At 59.0% G+C, this 598-nt stretch carries 1 protein-coding gene; it reads right to left on the bottom strand.

The window, feature by feature from the left end:
* Positions 1 to 19 precede the first annotated feature (19 nt).
* A partial coding sequence (locus tag RCCGE510_RS32795) for an HNH endonuclease signature motif containing protein (RefSeq protein WP_007638099.1) occupies positions 20 to 598 on the bottom strand: 579 nt, incomplete at its 5' end.

The following is a 598-nucleotide window of genomic DNA, read 5'->3' as shown; positions in this document are numbered from 1 at the left end:
GTTGCGTGCGCAAGAGCGGCTATCCCAATGACCGTGCCCGCTCTCGATGGCGAACGAGCCGTCGGCGGTGCTCATCCGTCAGCGGAATCGGGGCGGTCCAGCGAAGTTCTACAAGTGCTTGCCCACTGAGACCACGCGAGAATTCAGGGCTTCCCTGGTCGTCGAAGGTCACAAGCGCGCGGTCGAACGCGGCGTCCCAGAGCGCCGATAGAAGAAATCCGTTATGCACATCGAGCCGCTCAGCATCGCTTTCGCAATCGGACCAAGGAATGATGTGCGACGCGCGCAGCAAGGCAGGGTCAGTGATCCCTGTCACAGGGCAACGCCCTTGCCAGTAGTCCATCAAGCGGGTTCGGAAGATATCCTGGCCGATCCGTTGCACAACCAAACGTTCGACTTCGGTGGTTCGAGGAAGGTCCGTGACGCGCCGTTCAAATTCCATCAAAGGCGCATTTGGAAGACTGATTGCCAAGGCATAGACGCGGTTTAGTGCCATGTAGAGTTCGCTGAGCGTGCCAAAAGCGTAGCGGCTTTTTCCGGGACCGGGCATCGCGGTGGTCGACCAATCAAATTCGGCGACAACGCCGGCATGATCTGT

Source organism: Rhizobium sp. CCGE 510 (genome assembly GCF_000292525.1).
GTDB lineage: Bacteria > Pseudomonadota > Alphaproteobacteria > Rhizobiales > Rhizobiaceae > Rhizobium.
The sequence above is the reverse complement of the archived record's forward strand: the minus strand, read 5'-3'. Positions and strand labels throughout refer to the sequence as shown.